This window comes from Candidatus Persebacteraceae bacterium Df01 (assembly GCA_030386295.1).
GTDB classification, from domain to species: domain Bacteria; phylum Pseudomonadota; class Gammaproteobacteria; order Tethybacterales; family Persebacteraceae; genus Doriopsillibacter; species Doriopsillibacter californiensis.
Window position 1 is genome coordinate 246,518 of sequence record JANQAO010000003.1, and the last position, 23,672, is coordinate 270,189.

General features: G+C 46.4%; 21 protein-coding genes. 7 read left to right on the plus strand and 14 right to left on the minus strand.

Annotated elements, in window-relative coordinates:
• The first annotated feature begins 7 nt into the window (after positions 1 to 7).
• Genes leuD through NQX30_05910 form a run of 3 tightly spaced genes read left to right on the plus strand, consistent with a single transcriptional unit; the run spans position 8 to position 2,777 of the window.
• Positions 8 to 649, plus strand: a complete 642-nt coding sequence (gene leuD, locus NQX30_05900; protein ID MDM5147899.1) for a 3-isopropylmalate dehydratase small subunit — start codon at positions 8 to 10, stop codon at positions 647 to 649.
• A complete protein-coding gene (gene leuB, locus NQX30_05905) occupies positions 646 to 1,722 on the plus strand; it encodes a 3-isopropylmalate dehydrogenase (protein MDM5147900.1) in 1,077 nt (358 codons plus the stop codon). The genes leuD and leuB overlap by 4 nt, the downstream gene beginning before the upstream one ends.
• Positions 1,723 to 1,727: 5 nt before the next feature.
• Positions 1,728 to 2,777 carry an aspartate-semialdehyde dehydrogenase gene (locus NQX30_05910; GenBank protein ID MDM5147901.1) on the plus strand — a complete coding sequence of 350 codons (1,050 nt, stop codon included), beginning with the start codon at positions 1,728 to 1,730 and terminating at the stop codon, positions 2,775 to 2,777.
• A gap of 14 nt (positions 2,778 to 2,791) precedes the next feature.
• Here NQX30_05910 and NQX30_05915 read toward each other — a convergent pair whose 3' ends face one another.
• The 8 genes from NQX30_05915 to moaA form a co-directional block, all read right to left on the minus strand.
• Positions 2,792 to 2,920, minus strand: a complete 129-nt coding sequence (locus NQX30_05915; protein ID MDM5147902.1) for a hypothetical protein — start codon at positions 2,918 to 2,920, stop codon at positions 2,792 to 2,794.
• A 105-nt stretch (positions 2,921 to 3,025) separates the two neighbouring features.
• Entirely contained in the window at positions 3,026 to 3,172 is a 147-nt protein-coding gene (locus NQX30_05920) for a hypothetical protein (GenBank protein ID MDM5147903.1), read from the minus strand.
• A gap of 197 nt (positions 3,173 to 3,369) precedes the next feature.
• Positions 3,370 to 4,110 (minus strand): acetoacetyl-CoA reductase, encoded by a 741-nt coding sequence (gene phbB / locus NQX30_05925; GenBank protein ID MDM5147904.1) that lies wholly within the window; start codon positions 4,108 to 4,110, stop codon positions 3,370 to 3,372.
• A 14-nt stretch (positions 4,111 to 4,124) separates the two neighbouring features.
• A complete protein-coding gene (locus NQX30_05930) occupies positions 4,125 to 5,306 on the minus strand; it encodes an acetyl-CoA C-acetyltransferase (protein MDM5147905.1) in 1,182 nt (393 codons plus the stop codon).
• An 11-nt stretch (positions 5,307 to 5,317) separates the two neighbouring features.
• A complete protein-coding gene (phaC, locus tag NQX30_05935; GenBank protein MDM5147906.1) occupies positions 5,318 to 7,045 on the minus strand; it encodes a class I poly(R)-hydroxyalkanoic acid synthase in 1,728 nt (575 codons plus the stop codon).
• 97 nt (positions 7,046 to 7,142) lie between these two features.
• On the minus strand, positions 7,143 to 8,906 hold the full coding sequence (gene xsc / locus NQX30_05940; GenBank protein MDM5147907.1) for a sulfoacetaldehyde acetyltransferase: 1,764 nt from the start codon (positions 8,904 to 8,906) through the stop codon (positions 7,143 to 7,145).
• Between the two features lie 238 nt (positions 8,907 to 9,144).
• Positions 9,145 to 9,975 (minus strand): formate dehydrogenase accessory sulfurtransferase FdhD, encoded by an 831-nt coding sequence (locus NQX30_05945; GenBank protein ID MDM5147908.1) that lies wholly within the window; start codon positions 9,973 to 9,975, stop codon positions 9,145 to 9,147.
• Positions 9,972 to 11,030 carry a GTP 3',8-cyclase MoaA gene (gene moaA, locus NQX30_05950; GenBank protein ID MDM5147909.1) on the minus strand — a complete coding sequence of 353 codons (1,059 nt, stop codon included), beginning with the start codon at positions 11,028 to 11,030 and terminating at the stop codon, positions 9,972 to 9,974. The genes NQX30_05945 and moaA overlap by 4 nt, the downstream gene beginning before the upstream one ends.
• Before the next feature lie 228 nt (positions 11,031 to 11,258).
• Here moaA and NQX30_05955 point away from each other — a divergent pair, with 228 nt between their 5' ends.
• The 3 genes from NQX30_05955 to NQX30_05965 all read left to right on the plus strand — a co-directional run bounded on the left by NQX30_05955 (position 11,259) and on the right by NQX30_05965 (position 13,471).
• On the plus strand, positions 11,259 to 11,906 hold the full coding sequence (locus NQX30_05955) for a hypothetical protein (GenBank protein ID MDM5147910.1): 648 nt from the start codon (positions 11,259 to 11,261) through the stop codon (positions 11,904 to 11,906).
• Complete coding sequence (locus NQX30_05960) at positions 11,891 to 12,556, plus strand: glycosyltransferase (GenBank protein ID MDM5147911.1); 666 nt, start codon at positions 11,891 to 11,893, stop codon at positions 12,554 to 12,556. Before NQX30_05955 ends, NQX30_05960 begins: the two co-directional genes overlap by 16 nt.
• A 72-nt stretch (positions 12,557 to 12,628) precedes the next feature.
• On the plus strand, positions 12,629 to 13,471 hold the full coding sequence (locus tag NQX30_05965; protein ID MDM5147912.1) for a phosphonoacetaldehyde hydrolase: 843 nt from the start codon (positions 12,629 to 12,631) through the stop codon (positions 13,469 to 13,471).
• An 87-nt stretch (positions 13,472 to 13,558) separates the two neighbouring features.
• On the opposite strand, the gene oadA is transcribed toward NQX30_05965, so the two are convergent.
• The 6 genes from oadA to NQX30_05995 form a co-directional block, all read right to left on the minus strand.
• Positions 13,559 to 15,400 (minus strand): sodium-extruding oxaloacetate decarboxylase subunit alpha, encoded by a 1,842-nt coding sequence (oadA, locus tag NQX30_05970; GenBank protein ID MDM5147913.1) that lies wholly within the window; start codon positions 15,398 to 15,400, stop codon positions 13,559 to 13,561.
• A 12-nt stretch (positions 15,401 to 15,412) separates the two neighbouring features.
• Positions 15,413 to 16,831 carry an acetyl-CoA carboxylase biotin carboxylase subunit gene (locus NQX30_05975; protein ID MDM5147914.1) on the minus strand — a complete coding sequence of 473 codons (1,419 nt, stop codon included), beginning with the start codon at positions 16,829 to 16,831 and terminating at the stop codon, positions 15,413 to 15,415.
• 187 nt (positions 16,832 to 17,018) lie between these two features.
• On the minus strand, positions 17,019 to 17,612 hold the full coding sequence (locus NQX30_05980; GenBank protein ID MDM5147915.1) for a DUF3726 domain-containing protein: 594 nt from the start codon (positions 17,610 to 17,612) through the stop codon (positions 17,019 to 17,021).
• On the minus strand, positions 17,612 to 19,228 hold the full coding sequence (locus NQX30_05985; GenBank protein ID MDM5147916.1) for a hypothetical protein: 1,617 nt from the start codon (positions 19,226 to 19,228) through the stop codon (positions 17,612 to 17,614). The genes NQX30_05980 and NQX30_05985 overlap by 1 nt, the downstream gene beginning before the upstream one ends.
• A 38-nt stretch (positions 19,229 to 19,266) precedes the next feature.
• Entirely contained in the window at positions 19,267 to 20,244 is a 978-nt protein-coding gene (locus NQX30_05990) for a dipeptidase (GenBank protein MDM5147917.1), read from the minus strand.
• A gap of 4 nt (positions 20,245 to 20,248) precedes the next feature.
• On the minus strand, positions 20,249 to 21,694 hold the full coding sequence (locus NQX30_05995; GenBank protein ID MDM5147918.1) for an aldehyde dehydrogenase family protein: 1,446 nt from the start codon (positions 21,692 to 21,694) through the stop codon (positions 20,249 to 20,251).
• 385 nt (positions 21,695 to 22,079) lie between these two features.
• On the opposite strand from NQX30_05995, the gene NQX30_06000 reads away from it, so the two are divergent.
• The gene (locus NQX30_06000; protein ID MDM5147919.1) at positions 22,080 to 23,639 is read left to right on the plus strand and encodes a hypothetical protein; all 1,560 of its coding nucleotides are present in this window, start codon (positions 22,080 to 22,082) and stop codon (positions 23,637 to 23,639) included.
• Positions 23,640 to 23,672 lie beyond the last annotated feature (33 nt).

Consider the following 23,672-nt stretch of genomic DNA (forward strand, 5'->3'; position numbering starts at 1 on the left):
AAATACTATGCAACGCTTTAATACGATTACTTCGGTGACAGTGCCTTTGGACTATCCTAATGTAGACACTGACCAAATTATTCCCAAACAATTTCTACGCTCTATCAAGCGTAGCGGTTTTGGACCGTATTTATTTGACGAATGGCGCTATCTAGACCGTGGTGAGCTCGGTATGGACTGCTCTAGTCGTCCCAAAAATCCCGATTTCATTCTCAACGACTCGCGCTACGTCGGTGCGAAAATTTTGCTGACGCGCGATAATTTTGGCTGTGGTTCATCACGTGAGCATGCAGTGTGGGCACTTATGGACGCAGGCTTTTGTGCCGTTATAGGACCGAGTTTTGGCGATATTTTTTCTGGTAACGCCGTAAAGAATGGATTATTAACGGTAGTTTTACCTGATGATGATATGGAACTGCTATTCGCTAGTGCCGGAGAATCAGTCACTATTGATTTAGCAACACAAACTGTTACCGCTAACAATAACGTTTATCGTTTTAATATCACAAATGACGACAAAAAACGCTTGCTCAATGGCTTAGATGACATTGCTATCACGTTGCAGCATGCTGATGCCATCCGTGATTATGAAAGTCAGCGTTATACCGAAGAACCTTGGCTTACTCTGGGTAGCAAACAATTACCATGAATAAGCGTCTTCTTTTATTGCCCGGTGATGGTATTGGTCCCGAAGTTATTGCGCAAGCGGAAAAAGTATTGCGCACATTGGTCACTGCCGGCGATTTGCCGTGCATTGATATCACCACAGGACTCATCGGTGGTTGTGCTATTGACATGCATGGCACTCCCCTACCCGATGACACCTTGGCGATGGCACAACATGCCGATGCGGTGCTGCTTGGTGCAGTAGGTGCACCGCAATATGACAATCTCCCCAATGACAAAAAACCAGAATTGGGTCTGCTCAGTTTACGCCAAGCTATGGGTGTTTTCGCCAATTTGCGCCCCGCTATCTGCCATTCGGCATTAGTGCATTCATCCTCTCTCAAACCCGACCTAGTGGCAGGACTTGACATTCTTATTGTCCGCGAGCTTATCGGCGGCATTTATTTTGGACAGCCACGCGGCATTATCGAAGAAAACGGCGAACGTGTCGGTATTAATACCATGCGCTATGCTGAACACGAAATCATCCGCTTGGGTCGCGCAGCTTTTGCAGCAGCACGGCGGCGGCAAGGGCGTCTATGCTCAGTAGAAAAAGCTAATGTGTTAGAAGTCGGCATGTTATGGCGCGATGTGATGACAGTACTAGGGCGTGATGAATTTCCCGATATAGAACTGTCCCACATGTACGCCGACAACGCCGCTATGCAACTGGTGCGTGCACCCAAACAATTTGACGTTATCGCCACCGGCAATCTTTTCGGTGATGTGCTCTCAGATGCAGCAGCAATGTTAACTGGTTCTATTGGCATGCTACCATCAGCTTCTTTAGATGACAAAGGGCGCGGCCTGTACGAGCCGGTACACGGCTCTGCTCCAGATATTGCCGGACAAGACAAAGCCAATCCACTAGCTGCGATATTATCTGTGGAAATGATGCTACGCTATTCGCTCAACGCATCAGTCGCTGCCGACAAAGTTTCCGCAGCAGTACGACAAACACTCAACGACAACTACCGTACGGCAGATATTGCTGGCGACGGTGACAGCATTATCGGCTGCGCCGCCATGGGACAGAAAGTGCTAGATTATTTATGAGCGCTATGACAACAACTGACACTCCTACTTTTGACATTGCCGTTGTCGGTGCTACCGGCACGGTGGGCGAACAAATGCTTGCCATTTTAGAAGAACGAAATTTTCCAGTGCGCACACTATATGCATTGGCCTCCGAACGCTCTGTCGCTAAAACAGTATCTTTTGGCAATAAAACGTTAACAGTTCAAGATTTGGCAAAATTTGATTTTTCACAAGTGCAAATTGCGCTGTTTTCTGCCGGCGGCAGTGTTAGTGCCGAACATGCTCCCCGTGCAGCTGCTTGCGACTGCGTGGTGATAGACAATTCATCCCACTTTCGCCGCGATGAAGGCATACCGTTGGTGGTTGCTGAAGTTAATCCAGAACAGGTAGATGATTATTGCTCCCGCAACATTATTGCTAACCCCAACTGTTCCACCATGCAAATGTTGGTAGCGTTAAAACCTTTGTATGATGCCGTCGGTATCACACGTATTAATGTTGCAACTTATCAAGCGGTATCAGGCGCTGGTGCTCGAGCTATAGATGAACTTGCGCAGCAGACAGCTGCACGGCTGGCAGGCAATAATATAGAACCTTCAATTTTTACCGCTCCCATTGCTTTCAACGTTATTCCCCACATAGATTCTTTTCAAGAAAACGGTTACACTCGTGAAGAAATGAAAATGGTGTGGGAGACAAAAAAAATTTTAGCAGATGACACCATACAGGTTAATCCGACAGCAGTGCGTGTGCCGGTGTTTTATGGTCACGCCGAAGCGGTACACATTGAAACGCTTGAAAAACTTGATGCCCAACAGGCACGAATGCTTTTGGCGGATGCGCCCGGAGTATGCGTGATTGATGAACATATAGCAGGCGGTTATCCAACGCCACAGCAACACGCTGCCGGCAATAATGAAGTTTTTGTTGGCCGTATTCGCGAAGACATTTCACATCCAAAAGGATTGAACCTGTGGGTTGTCAGCGATAATGTCCGCAAAGGCGCGGCACTTAATGCGGTGCAAATAGCGGAAATATTGGCTTTAAAACTTCTTGCTAATACAACATTTTAATAATATCGCTGGGATTACAATTCCCAACGCAAGACAAATGAGCTGGCAGTATTTTTGTTAACACCCGCCTGCGTATGCTCAATTCCCAACCCCATGAATAAATTTTTGCGCAACGAAAAAGCATAACCCAAAGCATATGTCATTGCTCGTAGTGCTGACAAGTCCACCTGCACTTCTTCAATTTCGTAGTCTGTATTTAACTCGCATTATAAATTTTCTACCAGCACAGCATCTGTGGCATAAGAATGCTATGCTTGCACCGTTCCTTCTATTTGAACCATGATAGCTGCCGAGACATTCACTAACCCATGGCCATACACATCCACGACGGCTACCGTTATTCCTTGTCCATAGTAGCCGTACTCATAAGCCGTTTCTGCGTGGATGTTATCCAATTGACTGGCATGTTTTTCATTTAACTCTGCAAGTTATTCTCGCATCTAACTCTTTATGGTTGTATTGGTAAAGTAAAGAGGCTATTAGTGACTGAAAAATTACCCTAAAACCGCGTTTTAAAAGTTTTTGCTAATTTTTTAGCCCTACTTTATAGCGACAAGCGACATAATTTACCCCCCCTTTTTTTCCATAAAGGTCAATACATGTGCTGACCACCGTTGGCGGCAATGTTTGCTCCAGTAATAAAAGCAGCATTTTCTGACGCCAAAAAGCTCACCACGCTAGCAATTTCTTCCGGTGTGCCAAATCGCCCTACCGGTATTTGTGCGCGAATTTTCTCACGCACTTCTTCAGCAATATTGTTGACCATGTCGGTGCCGATATAACCCGGCGAAATCGTGTTAATCGTTACTCCTTTGCTCACTACTTCCTGCGCCAATGCCTTAGTAAAACCGTGCATTCCGGCTTTTGCCGCTGAATAATTGGTTTGTCCAAATTGTCCTTTTTGCGCGTTCACTGATGAAATATTGACAACCCGCCCAAAACCACGATTAGCCATGTCTGGAACAAATTGTCGGCTAACATAAAAAACACTGCTCAAGTTAGTCACAATAACTTCGTCCCACATTTCCGCCGTCATCTTGCGAAATGTCGCATCGCGAGTAATGCCTCCGTTGTTAACTAAAATGTCTACACCACCCAAGTCCGCTTCCACCGCCTCTTTCAGTTTTGCACACGACTCCCATTGGCTGATATCGCAAAAGTAACCGTGAAAGCTATCAAACCCGTCAGCTTTTTGTTTTTCAAGCCATGACTGCAGCCGCACCCCGTTGTGAATATACGTTGCCGCTACCGTATAGCCATCGCAATGTAATTGCCGGCAAATCGCCGTGCCAATGCCTCCCAAACCACCGGTAACTAATGCTGTTTTTGCCATTGTGTAACTCCTTTTTAGTTGCGTCCAACGGTCAAGGCAATGCCCATGCCGCCACCAATACATAATGACGCCAAGCCTTTTTTGGCATCGCGCCGAATCATTTCGTGTAATAAACTTACCAACACTCGCGCACCCGAGGCACCAATGGGATGCCCCAGCGCTATAGCCCCACCATTCACATTAATTTTGCTTTCGTCCCATCCCATTTCACGATTAACAGCGATAGCTTGAGCAGCAAACGCTTCATTGACTTCAAGCAAATCTAAATCATCAGTACTCCAGCCTGATTTTTTCAGACATTTATTTGATGCCGGCGCCGGCCCCATTCCCATAACGGATGGATCCACCCCGCAACTCGCTGCCGAGTGAAATACTGCCAATGGCTGAATACCGCGCGCTGCCGCCGTCTCGGCATCCATCAGCACCACCGCTGCCGCACCATCATTAATACCAGAAGCATTGCCTGCCGTTACTGTTCCGTCTTTACGAAACGCTGGACGTAGCCCAGCCAACATTTCTGCCGAAGCGTCATAACGAATATATTCATCTTGATTAACTGTCAAGGGCGGTTTTTTGCGCTGAGGTACTTCTACAGTAGCAATTTCACTTTCAAAGCGCCCTGCCTGTTGCGCCGCCGCCGCTTTTTGTTGAGATGCCAGAGCAAAAGCATCCTGCTCTTCGCGGCTGATATCATATTTTTCTGCAACATTTTCGGCAGTAATGCCCATGTGATAATTGTTAAAAACGTCTGTTAAACCATCATTAACCATACTATCTATGAGGGCACCGTTACCAAGCCGCAAACCCAACCGCGAACCATTGAGTATATGCGGGCTGGCACTCATATTTTCTTGTCCTCCGGCAACGACCGTAGTCGCATCACCAGCGATAATCGCTTGCGCAGCCAAGTGCACGGCACGCAAACCGCTACCGCAAACATGATTAATTGTCATCGCCGGCGTTTCCTTTGGAATGCCTGCTAACATGGCCGCCTGTCGTGCCGGATTTTGACCAACGCCAGCAGTTAGCACTTGCCCCATAATGACATCATCTACTTCTGCCATTTCCACGCCGGCGCGCTGCAATGCCTCGGCAATAACTACGCTCCCAAGTTGTGCTGCCGAAGTAGATGCTAAACCGCCACCAAATTTACCTATAGCCGTGCGGCAAGCTGCAATAATTACAACATCTTTCATGATTTGCTCCTTTATTCTTTCGCTTCAACTTGTGATGTGACAATATCAGGACGTGGTACTGACACATAAGTGCCGGGGGCATCTTCAATGGGCGAATAACGCACATTGCCGACTCGTTTCGGTGCCGCCTTCTTTTTACCACTTTGTCGTGCCAGCCATCCGATCCAATCGTTCCACCAACCGCCCTCTTGCTGTTTGGCCGTCGCCTGCCATTGAGCAACGTTTTTAGGCAACACTCCGGCGGCGCTTGTTTGGTGCCATCCTTTATTCTTGTCTGGTGGATTAATAATGCCAGCAATATGGCCGCTAGCCGCAAGTACAAAACGCGCTTTACTACCTTTGCCTCCTAATAGTCGAGCACTTTCATAAGCAGTGCGCCACGGTACAATATGGTCTTTTTCACAGGAAACTGCATACAACGGCAAATGAGACAACGTCAATAGTCGCACTGGAACATTACACATTGTTGCTTTATCTTTAGCAATGCGGTTTTCTAGATAAGTATCACGCAAATAGCTGGAAAACATTGGTCCTGGAAGATTAGTTGAATCAGCATTCCAAAATAGCAAATCAAATGCTTGTGGTTTTTTGCCTAGATAATAATTGTCAATAAAATAAGGCCAAATCAAGTCGTTTGGGCGTAGTGCGGCAAAACCACGCGCTAAATTGCGTCCATCCAGCACTCCGCCATCAGCAAAACGCTGTTCATAATCGCCTACCATTTCCTTATCTACAAACAACCCGATTTCGCCAGCATCGGAAAAATCCAGCATCGTTGCCAATAAAGTAAGAGATTGCGCTGGGGACTCGTCTGATTTTGCCAGCACGGCCAAAGCACAAGCTAATAACGTTCCGCCAATACAAAAACCTAACGTATTAATTTTCTCTCCCTTACACACAGCACTCACAATGTCCAACGCCGCCATGACCCCTTCGCGCAAGTAAAAATCCCAATCAAAATTACGCTGCTTTTGGCCAGCGTTTACCCAAGACACTAAAAATACTCGATGCCCAGCAGCAATGGCGTGGCGCACAAAAGAGTTTTTCTGCTGTAAATCTAAAATGTAATATTTGTTAATACACGGCGGCACGATAAGCAACGGTCGGCAGTACACCTGCGCTGTTTGTGGAGCGTATTCAATCAACTGCATAACATCGTTTTGAGCGATTACTTTACCGGGCGTACAAGCAATGTTGCCACCGATAACGAACGATTCACGATCAGTGTTGCTTATCGTCCCATTTTGCGCGTCACTCATCAAATTTTGCATGCCTGTGACAAAATTTTCGCCGCCCGTTTGCATCGCCTCTTCCATCACCGTAGGATTAGTTGCCGGAAAATTAGACGGCGACATGGCGTCCACATACTGACCGATAGAAAAGCGTAATAACTTTTTGTCGCTTTCAGGCAAATTTACTTTTTCCACTACTTCGCGTACAGCCTCGCTGTTAAGTAAGTAATTTTGCATTAACATGGAAAAAAACGGATTTTCTCGCCACTGCTTATCGCTAAAACGCCGATCGCCCTTAGATGGCGACACAATCTCTTCTTTTTCTTCGTTTTTTGCACCTAGACTGGAAGTAACTTCTAGTTGCTTGCGCTGCACTTCAGTACAAATATTAATCCACAAATCAGGTTGTTGCGTCAACGCTTGCAAAAATCGCTGCCACGTAGCCGCCATTTTCTTGCCTCCCGGTATGACCGAGGATTCGGATAAAATATTTTTATGTTCCGTCATCTCTACGATGACTATGATTATACATTATTTTTGCGGCGCACAATTGATGCTTTTTTCAGCGCATTGTCACTGCACCGCAAAAAATCAGTATTTTAGATCAAACAAATTTCTTATATTTATCCAAGTGACGCACTGGATGCTTGAGAGCGTCACGCCGAAATGGATCACCCAATTCACGTGAACACATCATTTCCAATATCGTGGTTTTGCCTTGTTTTTGTGCATCGCAAGCTTTTTCCAGCGCTTCTCCCACTTGATCAACATTATCAACACGCACAGCTTCCGCACCCATCGCCTTGGCAATTGCCGAAAAATCAGTTGTATTTGGTGTATCTAAATTGACTCCCAAGAAACGATTGCCGTAAAAGTCCACTTGATTTTTCTTTTCAGCTCCCCATTGGCGATTATTGAATACCACCGCAGTAACTGGAATATTTTCGCGCACGCAAGTTAAAATTTCACCAAAGCTCATACCCCAAGCACCATCTCCCACATAGGCTACTGCAGGACGGTCCGGAGCAGCTAATTTAGCACCAATAATGGTTGGAAATGCATAGCCGCAGTTACCGAAACTCATAGCGGCAAAAAAGCTATTCGGTTGACGGAAACGCAGATAACTGTTGGAAACTGAGCAAATATTGCCAATATCAGTTGATACCATGGCGTTATCCGGCAATGCTTTTTCCAGCTCTCGCAGCATTTGGCGCGGGTGCATGCCACCACCGTCTTCGGTGTTCATCACTTGCACGCTCCAATCGTCTTTTTCGTGAGCCCAATCATCCAGTTCAGATTCCCATGTAGCTTTTTCTGATTTGATAGTTGCCAAACGCGAATCGCGGTTTTGGTCCACGGGCAAATTTTCCATACCCTGCAAGCGGGACAATATAGCCAACGCAGCTGCTTTGGCATCGCCACAAACGCCAACAGAAATCGGACGCGTCAAACCAATCATGCGGTGGTCAGCATCAATCTGAATAATCTTGGCATCTTTTGGCCAATAATCAATGCCATACTGTGGCAATGTGCCAAATGGTCCTAAGCGAGACCCCAAAGCTAAAACTACATCAGCTTGCGCCAGTAATTTCATTCCTGCCTTGGATCCTTGATAACCTAATGATCCAGCCCACAGCGGATGGTCACAAGGAAATGAATCGTTGTGTAAGTAGCTGTTAACAACGGCACAATTGAGTTGCTCCGCCAACGCTTTGCAAGCCTCTACGCCATTTGAGAAAATTACACCACCACCGGAAACAATAACCGGAAACCGCGCACCTGCTAATAATGCTGCTGCTTCATCTAAACTTTTTTTACTCCCTGCCCCTAGTGTGACATCACGCGGCGTAGGAATGGTGTAATCGGCCTCTCCGTAAAAGTGGTCGCGTGGAATATTGAGTTGTGTTGGGCCTCGCTCAGCTGTAGCGTATTCAAAACAACGCCCAGTGATTTCAGCCATGCGTTCCAAGCGAGCAACGTGTCCTTGAAATTTAGTAATTTTGGAAAATATTGGCAATTGCTCGGTTTCCTGAAAACCACCCAATCCCAAGCCCATACTACCGGTTTCCGGGGTAATGGCAACAACTGGAGTGTGTGCCCAATAGGCTGCGGCGATAGCGGTAACAAAATTGGTAATACCAGGACCGTTTTGTGCGATGCAAACACCATGCTTGCCGCTGGCGCGGGCATAGCCGTCCGCCATGTGTGCTGAACCTTGTTCGTGTATGGTGGGAACGAAACGAATGCCGGCGGCTGGAAAAATATCTAATGCGTCCATATATGCGGAGCCAACAATACCGAACACATCTTTTACGCCATAAGCAACGAGTGTTTCTACAAGTGCCTCACTGGGAGTCATTTTAGCCATTGGATTCTCTCTTCCTTCGTTGAATAAAAACTTTGATTATAATGATTAATTCACCTTACATAAAAAATAGTTGGCCCATAATTATTGCAGCGCGCACTTCGCTTCCGCCAAGATACTATTTTGTTTTAGGGTTCACGGCAACACGCTAAAAAACCTTCCTATTGCGCATTCAATTATTTTTCCAATAAACATTAAAATGAGTTGTCGTAGCCACAAAAAATATACTGAATCTCTTCTTTCATCTTTCAGGAACAAAATGCTTACCGCCGGTAAAAAGCAAATAACGGCGATTAACAGCGCGTCCAAACATCGTTAATCCGGTAGCGACAGCGATTTCATACCCCATGCGGGTAAGCCCCGAACGCGAGACCAAATACGGAATTTTCATCTGTGCACACTTAACAACCATTTCTGATGTCAGCCGTCCGGTAGTGTAAAACACGCAATCGGCACCTTCTACATCATTAATCCACATCCAGCCAGCAATGGCATCCACCGCATTGTGTCGTCCCACATCTTCAACAAAAATTTGTATCGCACAGCCAATGCCGTCAAAAAATGCCAACGCGCAAGCATGTACTGCACCGGCGGACTTGTACACGGTGTCACGGTTGCGAATATCCTCCAATAACTGTGCCAATGCTGTGGCGGTGAGTGAATGGCTACGAACAAAATTTACCTCTTGCACTTCTTCTAACAAATCACCAAACATAGTTCCCTGTCCGCAGCCAGAAGTTATCGTGCGCTTAGATGCTAATGGCACTAAGCCGCTTCTGGTGTATACGGCGGCAGAATTAACTTCCCAATCTACCATCACTTCTTCAATATCAGAGATAGACGACACCAACCGTTGATTGCGTAACCAGCCGACCGATAAAGCTTCTGGCATCTGTCCCAAGGTCATCAGAGTAACAATTTCACGCCCATCCACATACAGCGTGAGCGGATATTCACCGGTAATTTCAACAGTGCGAACACCACCGCTTTCATCCGCAGCGGTAACTTGTATGACCGCTGGTATTTGTGCGGAACTTAGGCTGGGCTTTGACGAAATAGAGTTAATGTTCAACCGCCCGTAGCGGACATAAAACGTACTACTTTGGCACCGTCAGCGTACACATCAAACTCGTGTCCTTTGGGTTTGATAGCCATTGTCTGCAAAATTTTATGGCGCAATACATCATCACTGCTCTCTCCCCGCAGTGCTGGTCTTAAGTCCACCATATCATTTTGTCCTAAACATGGATACAGTCCACCAGTAGCAGTTACTCGCACTCGGTTACAGGAAGCGCAAAAATTATGGCTGTGGGGCGTAATAAATCCGATTTTTTGCTCGGTACCGTCCACTTTCCAATAGCGCGCCGGACCACCACTGTCAAAATCGCTGGCACTCAAAGTGAATATTCTACGCAAATCGGTAAGCGCCTCATCCGCACTGTAATAGGTATCACCACGGCTGTGACCAATATCCCCCAGCGGCATTTCTTCAATAAAAGAAATATCCATCCCCCGCTCAATGGCAAATGTCGCTAGTTGCGGCAGTTCAAGGTGATTTACGCCACGCATCATTACAACATTTATTTTTACTCCGCCAACAAAACCAGCAGCTCGTGCCGCCTCTATACCCTCCAACACAACAGACAAACTGCCAGTACGTGTTAAGCGGCGAAAGTTGTTTGCGTCCAACGTATCTAAGGAAATATTAATCCGCCGAATGCCGGCACTGCGTAATTTACAAGCCAGCCGCGGCAATTGAGAGCCATTTGTAGTTATTGCCACCTCTCGCACTCCCTGCAGCTTCGCAATTTGCGCACACAACCATTCTACGTTAGTGCGAACCAGTGGCTCACCACCGGTAATGCGCACTTTAGTTACCCCTAGTTCGGCAAAAACGCGTGCTACACGCAAACACTCTTCTAATGACAAAATTTCCCGCTTGGGCAGGAATTTCATTTTCATCGGCATACAATATTGACAACGAAAATCACATCGGTCAGTTACCGATAAGCGAATATAACTAATGTGTCGCCCCCAGCGATCAATGAGCGTGCCGTCAGCATGTTGCGAGTCCGCTCGCGTAGTCGTTGGCGCGAAAGTAGCAGGTGGAATAGCGTTATCAGTCATATTTATTACAAATCAAGTTTTTAAGCTACATAACATTAACACAACTCTTGGCGTGGAAACAAATGATTGCTCTATAAAAACTCCTCCCGCAAAATAATATGACTTTTCTCTTTCCAATCTCCAGAATAACAAGCGCACTAAAAAAGTTTTTTTATTTTTATCAAGTAAAGAAAATCCAAACAATGATTGCCCTATTTTGAGCCAATACGTGATGCTATACTTTGCTACATGAGCGCACAAATGACCACTGTACGGGTGATTGTGCCACTGGCTGCCAATGAGGATACTTGGCGCACACTATTGCCATTACTACCTGAATCACTAGAAACATGGCTTGCTGCTGCTACGCCACCGCCAAACGATTGGCAAGAGTTACCAAACCGTCGCTGGTTACACTGCCCACAATCAGGACGTGGTGCACAGATGAACGCGGCGGCGGCGGTTTGTGGTGGAAATTTTTTATGGTTTGTGCACGCCGACACCCAGCTGTCAACAACAACAATAAGCGCACTACAGCATTCATTGACAACACAACCAGCTGCGTTACATTATTTTAGCTTACGCTTTTACGATGGAGGTTGGCGTATGCGCATTAATGAATGGGGAGTACTTTTGCGCTGCAGGTTATTTAAAAACCCTTTTGGCGATCAAGCCCTGTGTGTACCTCGATCGCTATTTGAACGACTAGGCGGCTTTCCTACTGAAGCGGTTGGAGAAGACCATTTGTTTGTGTTGCGCAGCGGTCGAGCCGGAACACATATAGCGCGTGTAAACGCCACAGTAGGAACTAGTGCCCGAACCTATATGCGCCACGGCTGGTGGTATACGGTAATTTCATATCAGCGAATTTGGTGGAAACAATGGCAACAAAAATAATCAACGGTGCACTGGCAGTGTTTGTCAAAACTCCAGAATATTCACCGATAAAAACACGGCTAGCAGCACAAATTGGTAAAACAAAAGCGTTGGCTATTTATAACGCTATGTTACACGTGGCGGCTGCAGTTATGCGAACAGTACAAGCACACGGTATCGCTGTGTGGTGGGCGGTGGCAGAAGAAAAAGCATTGGCACATCCACGTTGGAAAGAATTTCCTACTATGCACAGTGGTCAGGGCGGGCTTGGTAGCCGCTTGCATCATGTGTATTCCACTCTGCAGGCACAATATGGACGAGTTGCGCTTATCGGCTCGGACTGTCCGCAAATGTCAGCAACAGCAGTGGCAGAAGCATTGAATTTAGCGCGCAAAAATACCGTTATCGGACCATCACAAGATGGTGGATTTTATTTATTTGCCGCCGCCCGCGACATTCCCGCCAACGTATGGCTTGATGTCGCATACAGCCGCGACGACACGCTAACACAACTATTGCGAGCTTTAGATGATACAACTACGCGACTGCCAATATTAACGGATATAGATGATACTGATTCGTTACATGTTGCCACAAAAAAATTACGCCATGCTGATTTGCTTGAGCAACGAAAATTAGCTGAGGTATTAACCAATATTAAACAAGTCTGACTATGCGTAGAGTATAAACATTTCCCGTTGGCACTAACATTATGATAACTCATTAACATCAGCATGAAAATCATGAATAATCCAACCCATCGAAAAAAATACCGCGGACCAGTCAAAGCAGCGATTATGGACTGGAGCGGCACACTGGTGGATGCTTATGTTGTTGCACCTAGCGTTGTTTTTGTTGAAATTTTTAAAAAATACGGTGTATCCGTTACTATGTCAGAAGTGCGCGGACCAATGGGGCTGCGCAAAGACGCACATATTCAAAAATTACTTGAAGATCCGGAAATACGTGCGCGCTGGATGACATCTCATGGAAAACCACCTAATGCCGATGACGTAGCGGCAATGTATATTGATTTTATTCCACTGCAATTAAAATGTCTTGCTCAATATGGCACGCTATTACCCGGCGTTGCCGGTGCGGCGAATGTCTTGCGGCATAATTACAGCATGAAGCTGGGCGCAACAACTGGTTTTACTCGCGCTATGATTGACGTGCTACTAGTGGAAACAGAAAAGCAAGGATTGCATTTAGACGCCACTGTTGGTGGTGATGAAGTCATCAACGGCTCACGCCCACAACCATTTATGCTATATCGCAATTTAGATTTGATGAATATCTCGCCGATACAGGCTGTTATGAAAGTGGATGACTCAATTGCTGGGATTGACGAAGGGTTAGCAGCCGGTTGCTGGACAGTCGGGGTATCACGCTACAGCAATTACATGAACATTGATTCCGTCGCCGATGCTGAAAAAGTGTCAGCAAAAGAATTAGACTCTCAACACTCACATGCCAAAAAATTGTTACTACAAGCCGGCGCGCACTATGTTGTGGATAGTGTTGCCGAGCTGCCACAAGTAGTAGAAGATATTAATGTTCGTCTAAAACGCGGCGAACAAGCATAAATTTATATTTAAAGCATTATGTTTATTACCCTCTAGAATCTCTAAAATACCGCAAAAAAGCAGTGGAACAATTCCTGCAGCTAAATTTTACTCACCAATTTCCATCAATATTTCGTCGGGTGTAACGGCATCACCTTTTTGCACCAAAATCGCAGTTACTTGACCACTGACAGCCGCCTGAATTTCGTTTTCCATCTTCATCGCTTCCATAATCAGCAAAGGTGTGCCAACTTTCACGGCATCCCCTAATTTAACCAGCAATTCCAGTACTGTTCCCGGCATAGCCGTTGCCACATGCCCTGGCGCACTGGGACGAGGCCGACCGCCGGCACGCGTCACTGGAGTTACTGACTCATTAGCAGTAGCGTGAATTTCTTCCAACGTTTCTAACATGATTTCTGTCGGCACACCATCCAAAGTCATATAAAATGGACGCTCGCGAGAACCCTTATGGCCGGCACCAGTAACGCGAATGTGGTAGGTTTCACCGTGTACGGTTAAATTAAATTCGCTGGGCGCATTCGCAGGTTCAGGTTCCTTTTTTGTTTCCGGGTGCGGCAATAATGCTTCTGGTACAAGTGCATTCGCCGCGCGCTCTTGCAAAAACGTTTTGGCCAATTCGGGAAACATCGCATAAGTCAACACGTCTTCATCGCTTTTAGCCACTTGACCAATATCGCTGCGTAGTCGCTCCAGCTCGCCGTTCTCAAGCAAATCAGCCGGACGGCAAGTAATCGCCGTATCATCATCGCCCACCGCTTTAGCATATAGTTCGGCATTCACTTCGCCCGGAATGCGCCCGTACTGCCCCAGTAAATAATTCTTAACTTCATTGGAAACCATTTTGTAGCGCTCGCCCAACACCACATTAAGCACTGCTTGTGCGCCAACAATTTGCGATGATGGAGTGACCAGTGGCGGGTACCCTAAATCATGTCGTACTCGCGGAATTTCTTCTAATACCTCGTCTATTTTATCTAACGCGTTTTGTTCTCTCAGTTGATTTGTCAAATTGGAAATCATACCGCCTGGCACGTGATGTTTTAGCACCCGCGAATCCACTCCGGTAAAGGGACTTTCAAATTGCCAGTATTTTCCGCGCACACGGCGAAAATACAAGGCAATATCATCCAATAAGTTTGCGTCTACTCCGTGCGTAAAATTAGCATCCTCAAGAGCAGTGGCAATGGACTCGGTTGCAGGATGGCTGGCACCTTCGGCAAATGAGGAAATAACGGTGTCCACGATACTAGCACCAGCGTTGACAGCGGCAAGCAGACTGGCGGCTGCCAATCCAGACGTAGCGTGTGCATGCACGTGTACTGGCAACGCAGTGCGAGCCTTGATGGCGGTGACCAGCGCAGCGGCTGCGGTAGGTGTCATAATACCCGCCATGTCTTTAATCGCAATGCTGTCACAGCCAGCATTAGTAAAATCATCGGCAAGCTTAGCCAATACATCAATAGAATGCAGCGGACTAGTCGTATAAGAAATTGTTCCCTGCGCGTGTTTTTCTACCTTTTTTACCGCATCAATGGCAGCACGCATATTGCGAAAATCATTAAGCGCGTCAAATACGCGAAATACGTCCATACCGTTGGCAGCGGCACGCTCAACAAAGCCAGCGACGACATCATCAGCATAGTGCCGGTATCCTAGCAAATTTTGTCCGCGCAATAACATTTGCAATTGCGTATTAGGTAACGCCCGACGTAACTTGCGCAATCGCACCCACGGATCTTCACGTAAAAAGCGGATACAGGCATCAAAAGTGGCACCACCCCACACTTCCAATGACCAAAACCCGGACTTGTCCAAGCGATTGCATATTGGCAACATGTCTTCGGTGCGCATGCGTGTGGCGAGCAACGATTGATGACCATCACGAAGCACTAATTCTGTAATACCAATCTTTCTTTTTTGTTTCATAAGCCCCTCTCTTCACATACCAGCGTGACAAACCAGTGCTGCCGCTATCGCCAGCGCCTCGTCTTCAGTGCGCCGCAACGGAGCAACATTGGCCAATTCTGGATGCGCTGCAACAAATCCAGTATCAAAATCACCGCGGCGAAAATCATTGTGTTTAAGTATTTGCTGATAATATGGAATCGTCGTTTTGATACCAGTCATCACGATGTCAGCAAGCGCCCGCTGACCACGAGCAACAAGTGCTTCCCACGACAATGCCCAAACGGTAAGCTTAGCGCACATGGAATCGTAATAGGGAGGAATTACGTACCCGGTATATATAGCACCGTCGGTACGCACACCCGGGCCGCCTGGTGCATAATAGCGAGTAATGCGGCCAAAACTGGGGATGAAATCGTTACGTGGATCTTCGGCGTTAATGCGAAATTGCATGGCATAGCCGCGGTGATGAATGTCTTTCTGCCGCACCGATAACGGTTCACCAGCAGCAACGCGAATTTGTTCTTGTACGATATCTAAACCGGTAATTTGTTCAGTAACCGTGTGTTCCACCTGCAAGCGAGTATTCATTTCCATAAAATAAAAACGCCTGTCTTCGTCCAGTAAAAACTCTACAGTACCGGCGTTTTGATAATCGGCAGAAAGTGCAAGTTGAATTGCATAAGAACAAACTTCCTCTCGCTCCTTTTCGGTAAGCTGAGGCGATGGCGCAATTTCTATCAATTTTTGATTGCGCCGTTGAATGGAACAGTCACGCTCAAACAAGTGAACAATGTTACCGCTACCGTCGGCAATAATTTGCACTTCAATATGACGCGGATTGACAACACATTTTTCCATAAACACGTCAGCACGACCAAACGCTTTTCTAGCTTCAGATGAAGCACGATCAAATGAATGTCGGACTTCATCACTATTATCACAACGGCGAATCCCTCTCCCACCACCACCGCCGACTGCTTTGAGCATGACTGGATAGCCAATCCGCTCGGCTAGCTTGACGGCTTCATTTACGTTGACCAATGCGCCTTTGCTGCCAGGAACAACTGGTACTCCGGCTGTCTCAGCCAAAGCTCGAGCAGCAACCTTATCACCCATACGTTCAATAGACTGCGCTGAGGGACCAACAAATTTTATGCCGTGACGTGCACAATAACGCGGCAACAACGGACTCTCAGATAAAAAACCGTATCCCGGATGCACAGCATCGCAACCCAATGCGGCAGCAAGAGAAGTGATTTTGTCAGCGTTCAAATAGCCGTTAAGTGGGTGCGCACTGATACGATACGCTTCATCCGCTTTTTTAACGTGCAAAGCATTTTTGTCTGCATCGGAATAAATCGCCATGGAACGAATACCCATTTCAGCACACGCACGCACTACTCGTACAGCAATTTCCCCTCGGTTAGCGATGAGCATTTTTCTAAACATGACTATGATAATAACATACAGATTCGTAACGTATTTTTCAATTTCTCATTTTCAAATAAAAACATCAGCTTGTAATGATGCAAATTCTTATTTCCCAATACTGCTTTTGCGTTATAACCGTAATCTATTTAACCGATAAAAACATGCTTGAGATTTCAGCATTTTGCGGATAACCCGCATCAACTACTTATTCTCCTGCGCCTCGGCGAGACTCATTGCTGGCGGGAACATAACAATTAGCGGCTAATGATTCTAGTGCGCACCATTCTTTTTCATCTTGCTCACAGCCATAATTCGCAACGGACACTGGCACACCGGTTGGCTTTTCTTTGGAAAATGTCACATCTGCGACGGCAGCACTAATTTGATCTTGTTCAGACAAATACAGTTGTCCACGCCCAACAACCAAGGTTGTACCTGACCAGCGCAATGCTGTCCAATTTCTACTGGTAGAGAAAAAAAACGCTAGCCATAATGGCTGCGCGAGATTATTAATAATCAGTCCGTCACATACCGGTTGCCTATCACAAAGAAAAATGCCAGCCATAAGCGGACATAAAGGACTTGCACAAAATTCGGATTCATTAATGGCTCTTTCCATTTCCGTCGTTGATGCAAACATGTCACGATTTTGCAGCACTGTCATCAGCGATACCGGTAGCTGCCGTGCTGCTAGCCAGCGGGCGGCAACGCCAGTTTCTTCAGCTATTCCCCACGGTAGCCCAGCACCACGTGCTGCCTTACGCGCTAGTGTTTCAATTTCATTAAGCGAATAAATCACTATGCCGCTGACCACACCCAACCATCAGACGGCAGTGAGTTTATTTCGTGCGGATATGGCGCGCCCGCGTACATATTTACGCGCAACCAGCGGTCTGAACGCGGGCTAAAGCACGTCGCACCAAAAAACGACAACTTACAGCGCAATAAATCCAACGGCCGCATAGTCGCACTAATTAAATTGTCTTGAATTTCACCGTAAGGAAAGCGTGCGACAATTTGTTCTCTCCGCGCTACATGACGATGCTGCGGATACGCAAGTAAAAAACTTGCTAATGTTGAACTACCATCCGTTACTTTCAAATCGCACCAAAATGACTGCATGTCACGCATGATTGCCAGCGGTAGTTCTTGTCCCGCACCCGGTTCAGAAAATCGCTCACCCAGCCGAGGTTCCATTTTTTCTTCTGACGTGTACCAAAAACGAGCACTTTCATCTTTGTCGGAAAAATCACATCGCCATATCCAATCGTACTGCAGCTGCAGTCGCGCCAGCGTTTCTGTCACCGTCGTTTTTCCGTTAATAACAAACGTCTGTGCCTCATCATAGGCCATATCACCGGTCAAATCATCCACCAGCTCGCCATGCGGCTCCAATATCAATGACACTAGCATTTCGCGCCCTTCCGTTTGCATATGATCATCCGCCCAACGATACAGTAAATCCCACGGTCGTTGGCAATGCAGCAGACCTTTCATTAATGGCTGATCAATACGATGTAAATCCGCCGCCAAAGGAGTAATTTTGTGCTGCCCATCATCTACTGTCCATAACGCAACATCACGACGAGCTCGTTTTAATACATCAACAAAACACGCACGCGTTTGTGGCGTTGCCACCGATATCGCACGCACGCGTGCCAGCGCCGTTTCTCTGGCGAGAATCCAGTGATGCAACAATACCGGATGTGAAATTAAAAATGGCGCCATGCCCAACCCAGTTGAATTTCCAATTCCAAGCTGTCGCCGAGCTGCTATTGACAAACGCACAGCCTGCGGTGAACGCGCCAGCGCCATATGCTCCACCAAATCAACGGGGAAAGCACGAAACAGCCACACGGCCAACATTTCGACACGAAACGGCGCCGCAAATTCAATACGCTCCGCAACTCGCGCACGGTCAGCAATACCGAATTTACCATTACCATAAACAGCAGTTGTGCGCATTAAATAGCCCACTGCTTGCAGGTGTTTTTCGTCCGGTTGTTGCCCAGCAGCAAGTGCATCCACCACGCTCTCAAACAACCGTACGCTACGATTGGCACGCGATAGCACAAATTGTCGACAATCGTTGCGCCCCGCTTCTTGCAGTGGCACTTGCGTCCTCAATCGTTGCAAGTCATCCTTTGTTGGCACGCCGTCAAAAAGCGTAAAGGTAGCGTCCCATGCTTCGGCGATAACGCGATCGGATCGTTGCTGCGCAGATAAATTATGGCTGAATACCACCAGCGAATATACATGCTGCAGTCCTCTCGCTTCATAAACCGCATGACCAACTCCAGCGGCATTAATTTCCCACACAGGACGCGAAAAATGCCAGTTATTAATATCCCGCAATAAAGCACGCATAAAACTCAGTCGCGTCTGACTAAGTGCCCCCAGCACCTGAAGACACATAATCTCTTGCGGTGGTCGCAGACTTAATGTGTTCTCTGTCACACGTTATTTGCCGCAACAAAACTACGCACAAAAAATCGCTGCCAGTTCTCGCCTAACACGTTATCTACTTCTTGTTGATTAAATCCAACTTGCCGCAATCCGTCGTCCAAATTACCAAAGTCGGCGGCAGATTCAAACCACGGTGGCTGTGGTGGAAAAACGCCACCGCTTACATCCATGTCCTTGCTCCAACGCCCCGTACGCATCCACGCCACCACTAAATCAGGCTGACCACGACACAAATCAGAGCCAATTCCAATATTGTCGGCACCCATAATTTCGGCAGTACGAGCTACCATTTCACAAAAACTCTTCAATGTACATTGGCTGCCGTCTTTAAGGTGGTGTGGATACAAACTCAAGCCCAACATACCGCCTGATTTTGCCAATTCCAGCAATATCGTATCTGATTTGCTACGTGCCGCCAAACGCCAAAAGGAAGGATTGGCGTGAGTCACAGCAATCGGACGGGAAGATAATTCAATTGCTTCCAAAGTGGAGCGTTCACCTGAATGCGACATATCTATCACCATGCCTAACCGATTCATTTCGGAAATAACCTGCCGCCCCATGCGCGTAATTCCGCTGTCGTGTGGTTCATAACAGCCACCGGCAAGCAATGATTGATTGTTATATGTTAATTGCATAAAACATGCGCCCAAACTATGGCATATTTCCACTAGACGAATATCGTCTTCAATGGGTGCGCAATTTTGAAAACCGAAAAAAATCGCCGTGCGACCGCTCTCCTGTGCCGCACGCACATCGTCGGCACAGCGGCCATGAAAAATCAAATCTCTATGATGCGCAAACCAATCATTCCAGTGCGTAATATTAGCAACGGTTTCACGAAAATTTTCGTGATAACAAATAGTTACATGCACTGCGTCTAAACCGCCGGCACGCATTTCTTCAAAACGCGCGCGGCTCCAATTGCAATATTGCAGGCAATCTATACGTGTTGGCTTGTTCACGCCTTTAATCCGGCAGGCCGGCGTATGTATAAGCAGTTTTAACTGCGGTATAAAACTCGGCAGCAATGCGTCCCTGTTCACGCGCACCGTAAGATGATTTTTTCCTACCGCCAAAAGGCACATGATAGTCGGTCCCTGCCGTAGGCAAATTGACCGTCACACAACCCGTTTTGCTGTGCTGACGAAAATGGGTAGCACGAGATAATGAACGAGTAATAATACCGGCAATTAACCCATATTCAGTATCATTCGCTGCTGCCAACGCCTCTTCATAAGAATCGACGGCAATGACGCAAGCGATAGGCGCAAACATTTCCTCGCGGTTAATGCGCATAAGGTTATTGCTACCGGTAAACAGTGCCGGCGACAGATAATACCCATCTGTTTCCAACGTCAACTGTTCACCACCGAAAATATGCTGCGCACCTTCCTTCTGCGCTAACTGCAGATAATCCAAATTTGCCAGCAACTGTGTCTCGCTCACCGCCGGGCCAATTTGAGTGTCCTTCTCTAAAGCATGTCCAACTTTAAGATTGGTGGCGGCAATGGCCATCTTTTCCACAAATTCATCGTGCACCTTGCTGTGAACAATCAAACGCGACGAGGCAGTGCATTTTTGTCCAGTACCTCCATAGGCACCAGCGGTAGCACAGCTAACAGCAATATTCATATCAGCATCATCCATTACTACTAGCGGATTTTTGGAGCCCATTTCCATTTGTAATTTGGTTAGATTGCGTGCTGCATCTTGAGCGATAATCTTCCCTGTTTCCAACGATCCAGTAAACGAAATAGCGTCTATATCTGGATGCTGGGCTAGCGCGCGCCCAATGACAGTGCCGCCACCCATTGTTAAATTAAAAACACCAAGCGGGATATCCTGTTTGGCAATAATCGCAGCAAACTCAACAGCGACGGCAGGCGTTAGGTTTGCTGGTTTCCACACTACGGCATTACCAAAAGCCAGTGCTGGCGCAATTTTCCAGCAAGCCGTAGCTAGTGGAAAATTCCACGGGGAGATAACGGCAACAATTCCTACTGGCTCACGGCGCACGTCAATTTCAATGTTGGGGCGCACCGAATTAGCGTTCTCACCTAATTGCCGCAACACTTCGGCGGCATAATAAGAAAAAAACTGTCCGGCACGAAATACTTCGCCAACACCCTCGTTACGCGGCTTACCCTCCTCACGTGATAACAGCTCGCCCAATTCAGCGGCACGACTCATCAATTCCACACCAATGGCATTGAGTACGGCCTGTCGTTTTTCTAGCCCTGTCTCTGCCCACTGCGGCTGTGCTTTCCGGGCTGCGGCAACCGCTTGACATAATTGCTCGGTATTTGCCTGCGCATAATGCCCAATAATATCGGAGGTGTCGGACGGATTGCGGTTTTCAATCGTCTCCGTCGAATTCAACCACTCACCAGCAATGTAATTTTGACCTTTCATTCGCTCTCCTCGATTAGAAATAATAAGCCACCGTATTGTAAAGGAATACATACCGCGTATAACGATGTTTGCACGTGCTGAATTAATTTTTTGTAGATAAATAATAGCAAACACGCCGTCAAACTAGCGGCAGAATTGGTTTAGTTCAAGTGCTCATCGTTACAAAAAAATTGCACACCAGCAATGCTTTCAGAAATAGTAGCAATAGACAGTATAATATTTTATGAAAAGAAATAAATTGGGAGAATCAGCATTGCACGTCTTAAATTTTGACTATATTCGACACCATCTATGTAAATCTGACCAACAAAACTATCTATTTCTCCCGCAGGAAACGTAAAAAGTGAAAAATATTAATTCTTGGGGTCAATCTATCGGAAATATAATGTCAGCGTTGCGCCTACCAAACCATAATCAAGCGGCAGACGAACCCTTGTGGCGCAGTTTTTGGCTGTGTCTTATTGCCGCTTTTGGATTACGCCTGCTTTTCATTAGTAACGACGATGTTTATCGCGCAGATGAGGTATTTCAATATTTGGAGCAAGCACATCGCCTAGTTTTTGGCTCTGGTCATGTTATGTGGGAGCAAAGGCTTGGGATGCGGACACCACTTATCTACCTTCCCGCCGCTGCTATTCTTCAATTATTAAAAGCGACAGGTTTTGAGCATCCTGACTTTTATATCCCAGTAATCAAAATTTTTAATATCTTATGCTCCCTCATATTGCCAGCAGGAATGTATATTATTTCCCGTCGTTTGTACAGCGAACAGACAGCACGGTTGGCATTGTTTACGGGCATTATTTGGCATGAATTTTTGTACTTTTCCACACGCACTCTGCCCGAACTGTACGCCACTTATCTGCTTTTTGCAGCATTGATATTTTTCTCGAGCAATGCAAATTGGCTGCGGGCTGCAACAACGGGACTGCTAATCGGGTTAGCGGTCGCCGTACGTGTTCCCTATGCACCACCCGCCGCCTTGTTAGCCTTTATCTTACTACTGTCTTTTTCAACCGCCAGAGCTCAACGCAACTTTATTATCGGCGGTATCGTAGCTTTATTGCTTTGGGGAGCAGTGGATGCCATTTTTCTCGGTAGTCCATGGTTATCCATGATCAATTATTTTCGCGTTTACGTTTTAGCACCGAACGAAGTAGCACAAGTCAGATTACAGATAGACGGTGATCCGTTTCTTTATCTAAAACACTTGACAAAAAATAGTTTCTTGCTATTCCCTCTTGTTTTTGCTATTGGTTGCTTTTTTTGGCGAAGACACAAAATTTTGATAGCACTTATTATCGCTGTAGTGTTGCCTCATGTACATCAAATTTCTCTTACAGAAAGTTACATTTTTTTAGCGTCACCTTTTTTTCTAATACTGCTAGCTGATATAGCCTCCAAAAAACGATTAAGGGTGATTGTTATCAGTAGCGTTTTTTTAATATCAGCAATTTTCATTATCGGCATGCCACATATTTCCAATGGTCTTCTGTTTAAAAAATCGCCCTTTATAGAAACAAACCGCCGCCTTTCGCGTCAGCCGGAAAATGATGTTCGCTCCGTCTATTGGACAAGATTAGGAAATTTCAACTACAACATGTTAGCGCCGGGAGGATATTATTATTTCCACCATAAAGCTCCTGTCTTTTTTGAAATTTATTCCCAACATCAAAAATTATTCCAAGCAGCTGAAATGTCATTACAACAAGCTTTTAGTCATGTGATTTTAGATAGTTATGCTGATATATCGGGGTTTCATCTTATCAGCTCTTATCGCGGAATATATATATATCGTAATAATGACCCGCAACAAGTAACTCCACCTAATGACTATATTTACGATTATTTTAGCCCTCATTGGTATCCGGCTGAGAAAAAAATAATAGAACTTGGTATCATTCCACAGCCGCCGCTTACTCCCTTCGTGGCGGAAGAAAAATAATGTTGACTTATATAAGACTCGCTGCTCTTACGG

Coding starts and splice junctions, on each gene's coding strand:
- NQX30_05930 (MDM5147905.1), bottom strand. CDS start 5,306: ATGAAAGATGTTGTAATTATTGCAGCTTGCCGCACGGCTATAGGTAAA.
- leuD (MDM5147899.1), top strand. CDS start 8: ATGCAACGCTTTAATACGATTACTTCGGTGACAGTGCCTTTGGACTAT.
- NQX30_05910 (MDM5147901.1), top strand. CDS start 1,728: ATGACAACAACTGACACTCCTACTTTTGACATTGCCGTTGTCGGTGCT.
- phbB (MDM5147904.1), bottom strand. CDS start 4,110: ATGGCAAAAACAGCATTAGTTACCGGTGGTTTGGGAGGCATTGGCACG.
- phaC (MDM5147906.1), bottom strand. CDS start 7,045: ATGACGGAACATAAAAATATTTTATCCGAATCCTCGGTCATACCGGGA.
- NQX30_05960 (MDM5147911.1), top strand. CDS start 11,891: ATGGCAACAAAAATAATCAACGGTGCACTGGCAGTGTTTGTCAAAACT.
- NQX30_05995 (MDM5147918.1), bottom strand. CDS start 21,694: ATGAAAGGTCAAAATTACATTGCTGGTGAGTGGTTGAATTCGACGGAG.
- NQX30_05975 (MDM5147914.1), bottom strand. CDS start 16,831: ATGTTTAGAAAAATGCTCATCGCTAACCGAGGGGAAATTGCTGTACGA.
- NQX30_05985 (MDM5147916.1), bottom strand. CDS start 19,228: ATGTGTCTTCAGGTGCTGGGGGCACTTAGTCAGACGCGACTGAGTTTT.
- moaA (MDM5147909.1), bottom strand. CDS start 11,030: ATGACTGATAACGCTATTCCACCTGCTACTTTCGCGCCAACGACTACG.
- leuB (MDM5147900.1), top strand. CDS start 646: ATGAATAAGCGTCTTCTTTTATTGCCCGGTGATGGTATTGGTCCCGAA.
- xsc (MDM5147907.1), bottom strand. CDS start 8,906: ATGGCTAAAATGACTCCCAGTGAGGCACTTGTAGAAACACTCGTTGCT.
- NQX30_05955 (MDM5147910.1), top strand. CDS start 11,259: ATGAGCGCACAAATGACCACTGTACGGGTGATTGTGCCACTGGCTGCC.
- NQX30_05915 (MDM5147902.1), bottom strand. CDS start 2,920: ATGACATATGCTTTGGGTTATGCTTTTTCGTTGCGCAAAAATTTATTC.
- NQX30_05965 (MDM5147912.1), top strand. CDS start 12,629: ATGAATAATCCAACCCATCGAAAAAAATACCGCGGACCAGTCAAAGCA.
- NQX30_06000 (MDM5147919.1), top strand. CDS start 22,080: ATGTCAGCGTTGCGCCTACCAAACCATAATCAAGCGGCAGACGAACCC.
- oadA (MDM5147913.1), bottom strand. CDS start 15,400: ATGAAACAAAAAAGAAAGATTGGTATTACAGAATTAGTGCTTCGTGAT.